General features: G+C 36.0%; 4 protein-coding genes and 1 pseudogene. All 5 read left to right on the top strand.

Going from position 1 to position 9,768, the window contains the following annotated elements; genetic code table 11:
- Nucleotides 1-410 precede the first annotated feature (410 nt).
- Nucleotides 411-2,669 (top strand): hypothetical protein, encoded by a 2,259-nt coding sequence (locus tag BUA34_RS15480; protein WP_072831175.1) that lies wholly within the window; start codon nucleotides 411-413, stop codon nucleotides 2,667-2,669.
- Between the two features lie 33 nt (nucleotides 2,670-2,702).
- Nucleotides 2,703-4,136, top strand: coding sequence for a formylglycine-generating enzyme family protein (locus BUA34_RS15475; protein WP_072831173.1), 1,434 nt, complete (start codon nucleotides 2,703-2,705; stop codon nucleotides 4,134-4,136).
- 290 nt (nucleotides 4,137-4,426) lie between these two features.
- Nucleotides 4,427-6,895, top strand: coding sequence for a hypothetical protein (locus BUA34_RS15470; RefSeq protein ID WP_072831171.1), 2,469 nt, complete (start codon nucleotides 4,427-4,429; stop codon nucleotides 6,893-6,895).
- Nucleotides 6,896-6,913: 18 nt separating this feature from the next.
- Complete coding sequence (locus tag BUA34_RS15465; protein WP_072831169.1) at nucleotides 6,914-9,142, top strand: hypothetical protein; 2,229 nt, start codon at nucleotides 6,914-6,916, stop codon at nucleotides 9,140-9,142.
- A 15-nt stretch (nucleotides 9,143-9,157) separates the two neighbouring features.
- A pseudogene (locus tag BUA34_RS15460) lies at nucleotides 9,158-9,768 on the top strand (hypothetical protein); the annotation flags it as partial.

Here is a 9,768-nt window from a genome sequence, read left to right as displayed (position 1 = left end):
ATCTCCAAATTTTAATACATTACAACTCGTTTATGTAAGTCGTTTACAGTCAACAAAATACGTTATTTTAAAGCTACAAAATTCCTTCATTTTTGTGGAATTTCGCTCAAAATAAGCAACATTGCCAACTTTTTCACGCTTCACACAAACGATAGAATATAGTATAAATTATCAAAAATCAATCATAGACAAGACAAATAACTTATTACAATTAACATACATAAGCAATTTTCAAATCGTCACTCATTACTTTTTTCTTACCGAACAACATTTTCCTTGACAACAGAATAATCCTATTCTATTTTCGCCTCGTTTTAGGATAAAAGAAATCTTGGAGAACACAAATAAATTATCAACACATCTTCAACATTTTCCGTACAAAATATAAATTTCACAATAAACAGTATATTATGAAAGCACTTTTAACCATTTTATCAGTCATTTTCATTACAGCATGTTCTGACATCGACATGGGCGGTTATACAGAATCAATTTTAAAAAACACGAACGCGCCTGATATAAGTTCATTATCGAAAATAAATCAACAAGGTTCCTTAAAAAAAGAATCTTCACCATTAGACGAAGATCTTTCCGGCCTAGACGAAGATGAGCTAAGAGAAAAGTTGATGAGTTCTCATCCGAGATCATTGGCATTAGCAAAAAACGACGCTGATCCAGAATCAAGTTGCAGTACGAGTGACGAGAGTAGCAGTAGCGAAAATACATCACCCGATTTGCCATTACCACACAATCCAGCAACAGGAGGAATAAAACCTTTTTTTTGGAAAAATGTAGCACCATCCTTCGATGAAAGTTCAGATCATGAGTATGGATTTGACCAAGACCCAACAGGAAAAGATCCCATAGTTTACATTTCAACAAAAAAAGGTGTAGATGTTAAGTTCACTCCATACTTTTCAAAAGTTGCATATGATGAATATTACTTACTAAACAACAAAGACAACATCATTGATTTAAAGAATTCAGGAATAGAAATATCTGCAACATACATAAAAGAAGAATCGTCGTCATCATCAAATACATCATCATCTTCATCGAATGAATTATCTTCTTCAAATGAAATATCTTCATCTTCAGCAAACGATCATACTGTATACACGCTCTATGGTTGTAAAAAAAGGCCACGAAGCCCCAAATACGCATCTTGTTTCAATCTAAAAAAACAAATCCATGTCATTCCTTATCAGGAAATATCTAAAAATGTCGTTTATGTAGAAACCAATGGTGATATAGAAGACCCTTGGTTTGCATATGACGAAGAATGCAAAAAGGGATTTACAAAAGAGTGTTTTAAAAAGAATTTCAATTTAGTTTTCAAGCAAGCTGTAATAAAAATAGAAGACAAGAACATCATTCAAGACGAGCCAAAACATTACGGAATGAACGGATTATTAAAAATATGGATGACCGATGTTAACAAAGTTATATCTACATACACTACAATAATGGAATCAGTAAAAAAAAGACTAAATGAAAAATCAAATTTGTTTAAATCAGGCAATCCATTAAACAAAGATGATCCATATTGGCATGTCATTTTAGCAATAAATAAAGCAAGAAAAATATGGAAAATATCAGAATGTAAACAAGTTGTCAATTTAGATTTATCTTCATGTAACGGTTTTGCTCCAGAACGAGAACCCGAGGGAACGCAATATTTTTTGTATAAAATAAAGGATAACGATAACGAATTAAGCAACGACTATTTAGCCGATGCAATTCCCGTCACAATAAAAACAAAACAAACTAAGGAAAATTTTTCTTATAAAACACATTATTATCTATATAAGGAGAATGGCGAAAAAATAAAGAATTTCGATGAAAACGACGTTTTATTTACCGACGAAGGATATCCAATAGTACCATACCCAACGGCACTATCAGGAACAGCGGCAGTAAGCATAAAGCCAAATAAAATAGGACTAGAAAATAAACACGACGATTACTTATACTACGGGAGTATCGTTCTCGTAGCTAGAAGTGTTGGGAAATCATCTTATTTCACACTTATGCACGAATTAGGACATTCTTTCGGATTAACCGATGTCACACAATCTTATCTTTACAAAATAAAGCAAGAAGACCCAAATAGTTCCACAGATTTCTTTGATAATGACGATAACAAAGGACACAAAAAATACACGAATGATTACGCGAGCATTCAAACAAACTTAATGTCTTGGACAAAACCCATCGGAATTAAACTAAGATATAGACCCATTCAAATAGCTTGTTCTGGAGGAACAAAGTACTATAAAAATACGATAAAAAAAGGCGATGAGGAATATTTTACACTAGCAATCAGTGAAGAAGGAAGTGATAATAAGAAACTAGTAATGGCAGATTCATGGGGAACAATTGAACGCCCTATTAAAATAAAGGACTCCGATGGGAAATATAATCAATTTGGCTTCGAACCAAATCAATGGGAATGTATTCGAGGTGCATGTTACGACGCAAATTTTTCTTCAACATATTCAATCGAAGCACGAAAATCATTTTGGGATTTTACAAACTATTGTGAAAGCAACAGCAAATGGGAAAATAACGCTGAAGCAAAAAATGTATTTGAAAAAAACAGGACAACATGGCTAATAAAATTTCAAGAAGATCAAGACCGAGAAAATAAGTATATCGGACGTTATTAAAAAAATTCAAACTCACAGATAAAGGATTTCAGAATGAAACAACTCCTATTTCTCGTAATACTGTGTAGCACATTAGCAAATGCTCTCCAATACAACATATATGATATTAATGGAAAAAACCGAGGATCATTCAACAAGATGTTGGACAAAAATTCGCTGATTGAATTAGCGAGAAAGCATCATGGATCTATTCTAGTCAAAAGAGAATCAAATGAAGCCATAAAAGCAATAAAAAATATTAACTTTTCGCATTTTGACAATGCAGAAAGCAATTTCAATATAAGCCTTGATTCTTCAGACAAGGATATTTGGATTGAAGTGGAAAAAAACGAGACGATTAAGTTATGCATAGACAAAAAAGTCCTAGCATGGGAAACTGCAATAAGCTCAAAAATCATCAACGATTCTTGCTTGATGATATCGGCACCAACGATTATTGGCGTTGAAAAAATTCAAGCTCTATTTCCCGATTCTGGGATAAATAAAAAAATTAATTTGGCCATCGGCATGAAGTATTTTAATTTCGAAAATGAAGAGGCCCTACTTGGATACAATGTGTTTAGTGAAGAAGTATTAAAAATGATTGGATACGAGCAAAACGAAGATCCAGAAAGACTTGTTTCGTTTACCGGAACATTGTTAGTCGATAAATACCCCGTAACAAACTGTGAATTCATGCAATTAATGTGGGACGACATTCCAGACACATCAACATACGAATATGATGTGTTCATAAAACAAGCGCATAGAGAATGGCGCTCCAGAAAAAAGCATAGCATTCGCAATGGAGTCTGTGCGGCTCATGACACTGCAGCAAACAGCGTATCTTTATACTTGGCGATGAAATACGCCAACGCTAGAAGTTTGCGTGAAGGTCTAACGCCCTATTATAATTTTTCCACAACAAATAAAGAAGAAGAGTATTTCGGGACAAATAGTTACGTCATAGAATATTGGGATTTTACCGATCATAAAAAAAATCATATATGGGTTAGCCTGAGCGAAACATCAGATGGCTACAGGCTTCCATATTACGACGAATGGATGATGCTTGCCCGTGCTGGAGACAAAACGAACAAATTTTATTGGGGCGATACCGCAACTTTTGAAGAAGCTTCGAAATACGCTAAATTTAATACAACATCAGCACAAAATGAAAATTACACAGAACCCGTTGGTCAAGTCAAGCCAAATAAATTCGGTCTATACGACATGTTCGGTCTTGTCAGAGAACGAGTTCTTTTAAAGTCGCCTCTTTATTTTGGAAATACTCAACATGTATCCTGCCTAAAAGGAGGCGGATATCGAATTTCTTTGAACGATTCTTCTTTTCACAGTAGTACCAACTGGAAAAGTTTTAACTATGGATATTACAACAAGGGATCCATAGTTTGTTCAGGCTTCCGCCTCATCCGCAACATAGGTAATAACGCCAAATGGGGAAAAGCGGAATCGAGCTCAAAGTAAAAAAAAATCAGAACATTGCCAAGGTTTGTTCAATGAAACGATTTATTTTTCATTTCATAAAATCAAAAACATATAATTCAACATTACTTATTCTGTTATCTTTGACAGCTAGCGCATCTTTTGCCGTAGATATTCCACATTCGGAATGGACATATACTCCATTCAACGATTCAGTAGCAAGCTCAAACCATTCAGACAATTCAACTTTTCAAAATAAAACCTTTCAGAATAACAAAAAAAATTCAGACTATATAGTTATCGCAGACACTATCAACATCTCCGACAATTCAATGATTTTAGGTGATGTTTTCGGCACAAGATTCCAATTGGGCGCCGACTCCAAGATTTACGGCAATGTTGACGCGTCAAACGGATGCTCATTACGAGCAAAATCTCACATCACTGGGAATTTGCGCTACGGCGACCCCTGTAATTCAGAGACCGGCGCAACAGCAGCTTCGACGAAGCAGGTTTCCTTGACAAAACCATCAGTAATTGCCCCCGACATCGTGTTTGGCGATTCCGCAAAGGCAATCAACATCAGCAAATCCGAAACGCTCCCGCCGGGTGAATATGGCTCCCTTAACGCAAAAAAACGAGCCAAGATAAAATTTTCTTCCGGTTCATATAAATTCCAAAGCATCCACACGGATCCTAACGTCCTGTTATCCTTCGATCTAACCGCTGGGCCCATAACAATCGATGTTGCAAGCGATGTTGATTTCGGCAATAAAAGTCAATTCGCTATAAACGGAGGCAACCCCAGCGAAATCACATGGAATATCGCTGGTAAATCCATCAAAATAGGCACCGATGGGCTTTATTTCGGCACAGTCTTTGCCCCGAACGCATCAGTCAATATCGAATCACGCACACACTTGGTCGGTAGCATTTATGCAAACAAGCTCACAGTAGCCCCAAAATCAACCATTTCACGAGAACCCCGCGCAGAAGAAATTTCGCACAGCGAAGAACATTTCGGGCCGTTCTTCGAATCCAATACATTCCATTACCGATCCGTGCTACCGACAACAGCAAAATCTGTTGAGATGTACGTTTACGCCAAAGATTCCAAAGTAAAAGTAAACGGAAAACAATCTACAAAGGTTGATCTAGACGCATCATCGACAACAGTAAGAATCGAAATTTTCCGTGACAAAATAACAGGATTTCCCGCCGAAGCGTTCAGCAGTAATTACGTTTTCAACTTCGAAAAAAACGACGTCTACCGCATTTATTGGAATCCGCAATCGCCCTGCTCGCAAGGATGTGACGGAGTAACGCCAGCAACCGCCATCGGGGATTTCAATGCAGTCCTTGAAACAGCCCAAAAGACCGGCCGCGAAATCAACATCATTAGCGGAACATGGAACGTAGCCAACAACTTTAGCGAAGGAGCTGTTCCCTGGAAAGTCGGCTTTGAACTCGTCGGCTACACCGGAGACATTTGGCAACTCAAGTCAGAAAACGACATCCCCCTTATCGATCTAGGCAAGACACAGTACATCGAAATCGAAGGCCGATCACCACGCAGTTTAAGAGGTTTGCGAATTGCAAACGGATTCAACAAAGCAAACGGCGGTGCAATTTTCTCCCAAAGCCAAAAACTTACGATAAAGAACGTCATCTTTTCCGATTCAAAATCCAACGCCGAAGGCGGTGCAATTTTCGCAACCGACTCATTAAATCTTGAAAACATCCGATTCTCAGGGAACTCAGCCCTTGGCGACGGCGGTGCAGTAGCAGCCAACAGCGAAACCAAAATGCTCAACGTCGTCTATACAGGCAACAAATCTGCAAAGAACGGCGGCGCAGTAAAACTCGCCGGCAGTGGAGTCTATATCGGCAATGCAATTTTCCACGACAACAGAACAGTCGCGAAAGGCGGCGCAATAATCAACGAAGCCAACAAACTTGACATCTGGAACTCCACGTTCTATGCAAACATCGCAAAGGCCGCAAACCCAGCCATTAGCGGAAAATCAAACGGCTCAATAGGCAATAGTATATTCTGGAAAAACTTCACACCAAGCTGCGAACCAGGCAAATGCGCTAACGAAGTCATCGAAGGTTTTTCAGCAACACATTCATCATTTTCAAGACCATACGGCGGAAGCCATAATTTTGCAGGCGACCCCAAATTTATAGACGAGAAGAAACCTGAGGGTAGCAACAACTTCATGAGCTATGAAGCAGGTATAAACCTAGCCCCCGATTCTCCATTGCGTAAAGCAGGCAAAAAAGACAACAAAATGCCCAAAGCAGATGTCATGGGTAGTGAACGCGACAACACGGAACTAGCGTTAGGAGCGTATGGAATATTGAATTTAAGTGCAAGCGAATTATTCATTGGAGAACTTGACGACGATGGCAAAGTGGTTCCGGCCAAACCAATGATTCCTCTAATGGACACAATCCCTACAGCTTGGTTCAGATCCTATCTCGCCAACAGTTTATTGGCGAGAGCCATCAAAGTTAAAGTGATGAAACACTCAAAGACAAAGGTCGATTCGGCAAAAGTACGCTTTACGCTCATAAAAAAAGACCGAACACCATACAATTTCAAATCAGTAGATATCATGTTTTATAGAAATGGCGAAGAGAACGGCAAGTACGTATTCCAAACGATGACCGATTCCTTAGGAAAGCCAGTACTATTTTCAAAGACTGAAGAAAATATAGGGAATTACGAAGATGCAGTTATCTTATGCATAAAAGACGGTTCAGATCGGTTCCGTTACCAAATTTTGGAATATTAAAAATAAAAAAGGAAAAACATGAAAATAATATTTATCGCATTATCTATTATTTTTTTCTCAGCATGCTCTAATGTTGAAGTGAGTGGCTATACGGAATCTATTGTAAAGAATGCAAAAAATTCCGTTTCAAGTTCCTCTTCAGAAAAAGAAAGCAAGTCAGAAGAAACAAAAATTTCAGCATTGGAAGAAGACCTATCTTCATTAGATGAAGAGTCTTTGAGAGAGAAATTGCTGAATTATTATCCGTGGCCAAAACCCAAAGCGGAAGCTTTGTATAAAACAGCTTCAGGTTCAGATGAAGAAGATATATCAATACCATATGAAGATACCGACGAGTTAAAACACGAAGCATATGATAGCTCCAACGATAAAATAAGACCATACTCATGGGAAGAAACAAGAGTTTCTTTCAATGAAGTTGAAAATTACGAATATGGTTTCGATAGAGACAAGAAAGACCCCATCGTCTATATTTCCGTTTACCAAAAAGATCCAAAGCAAAAAATGCCCGATAGCAAGGCTGCATTTATACCGGTATTTAATACAGCATCATTCCACGCTTTCATTCTACGTCGTGAAAATTCAAATATGGAAGATATAAAAGATGAGCAAGGACTAAAAAGCAATGAAAAGAAAGAACTAGATTATACGGGAAGGTATATTCTGTATGGTCAAAATAAAAGAAAAAAATGGGAACGCCTAGAAAATCAAATTGTAGTCATACCCTATGATAGGGTAACAAAAAATATTATTCTTATGGAGATTAATGGTGAGAATAAAATTCAAGAAACCGATAAAGAAAAAAATTACTTTATAACATCAAAAAACGTTAAAACAGAATTTGATAAAATATTTAATCAAGCTCTCGTAAACGCAAACGTTAATGAAGCTAACATCAAAAATATTGATGAAATAAAAAATAAATATAAAAATATATTTGACAAACCAACTATTTCTAGAAATGGAGAAAACATCACAATAGAACAACTAGGTAAAGAACATATTGTAGATGTCAATATGAATAATCCAAACAACAAATTTATTATTCAACAAACATATCGCATAGCAGAAAAAATAAAACCCAATCAAAAAAACAAAGAATCTCCACTATGGCATGTCATTTACGCAATAAATAAAGAAAGAAAATATTGGGATCTTGAAAAATGTGAAAGCGGTTTAACTTATTGCAACAATTTTTATCCACAATTAGAACCCAAAGATGCAAAATACAAATTGGTTACATTATCCACAAAAAAATGTAAAGAATTCAAAGAAAAAAATGATATAGACTGGACAGATGTAAAGTCAGAAGATGTAGAAATTAGAGTTAGCAAAGAAGATAATAGATATTACTATATTTATAAAAATAAAAAAGAGGTGACTGATTTCGAATGTAAAATCTTATACACAGACGATGGTTATCCAATATTACCATCACCTCTTGGTGTTAAAGGTGGTACCTATGCAGGGGTAATGCCATTAGGAGATTTTAAATCTTTGTTAAAGGACCCAGAAGCTATAAAATATGGTTATGATTTTTCAAAGGTACAATTAGATATATTTGAGAATTATTTACCTTACGGCAGTATTATATTTGTACCAAGAGGAAAAACGAATGAAGATGGTGCCAAATTTCCTATCTACCATGAATTAGGACATTCATTTGGTCTTACAGATGTTGAACATTCACATTTTTTTAGAAAATACCGACTAAACGAGGTTATTGGAAAATATGCTAGTTCTGAAACCAATTTGATGTCATGGACAGCCCCCATAGGTAAAAAAATAAAATATAGAAATATTCCGATTGCATGCACTAGGGGAACCGAATATTACATATTTGGAACAGATGAGTTCATAGGTTCAGTAGAACGTCTTGTTAACAAAGGTCGTGAAAGGCAATGGGATTGTATTCGTGGAAATTGTTATAATTCTAGTTTCAATGATAAATATCCCGATCAATATTATTATCCTGAATATGACGACAAAAAAGAAAAATTCTTCAATAACGAAAAATACAACCTAGAATTATCATATAGTATAGACATGACTGGATTTGATTTAGAAGAATTCTACTTATATAAATTTAAGGGTTACTCCAACGAAGCAAGAAAGGATTACTGGAATCATGAAGGTGAATGCGATAATAATTCAAAAAAAATTATCATTCCCAAAAGCGAGGAAAATACAACATACAAACAAGCATATGAAAAAAGTATAGAAGGGAAATACATATCTATTTATTAACCATAGGAAATTCATATGAAAGCACTACTTTTTATTCTATTCACAAACTTCATCTTGGCAAATGCACTTGAATACACCGTATACGACATGAACGGTAAAATTCAAGGTTCTTTCAACGGAGAGCTAAACAAATACGTTCTTTCTGATTTCGCAAAAAAAAATCATGGATCTATATTGGTGAAAAAAAATTTCACCAATAAGACTTCAGCCATAAAGAATCTAGGTCAATATCAACTAAGCTCTGTTCTAGCAAACAACGTTGAAAAGAACATTTATATACGTCTAGATACCTTGAGCAAAGAAAACTGGCTCGAAGTTGAAAAGAACGAAATTATCAAAATTTGTGCTGACCAAAAAGTTCTTGCATGGGAAACTTCTTTAAGCTCAAATATCTCAAACGATTCCTGTTTAACATTCCTAACACCAACGCTTATTGGAGTTGATTCACTTAGGTTGCATTTCTATAAAGATTATACGCCATACAACATCAACGCCTATAGCGACAATAATTCGTACGAGATAAACTTAGCAATCGGTATGAAATATCTCGAATTCAAGAACGAAGAAGTGCTATTAGGTTTTAATGTGTATGGATTGAATCAATTTTGGGGCATGCCTATAGAAAA

The sequence above is a fragment of the Fibrobacter sp. UWB12 genome (genome assembly GCF_900142485.1).
Lineage (GTDB): Bacteria > Fibrobacterota > Fibrobacteria > Fibrobacterales > Fibrobacteraceae > Fibrobacter.
This window is presented reverse-complemented; position numbering and strand designations above follow the sequence as displayed.

Coding starts and splice junctions, on each gene's coding strand:
- BUA34_RS15480 (WP_072831175.1), top strand. CDS start 411: ATGAAAGCACTTTTAACCATTTTATCAGTCATTTTCATTACAGCATGT.
- BUA34_RS15475 (WP_072831173.1), top strand. CDS start 2,703: ATGAAACAACTCCTATTTCTCGTAATACTGTGTAGCACATTAGCAAAT.
- BUA34_RS15470 (WP_072831171.1), top strand. CDS start 4,427: ATGATTTTAGGTGATGTTTTCGGCACAAGATTCCAATTGGGCGCCGAC.
- BUA34_RS15465 (WP_072831169.1), top strand. CDS start 6,914: ATGAAAATAATATTTATCGCATTATCTATTATTTTTTTCTCAGCATGC.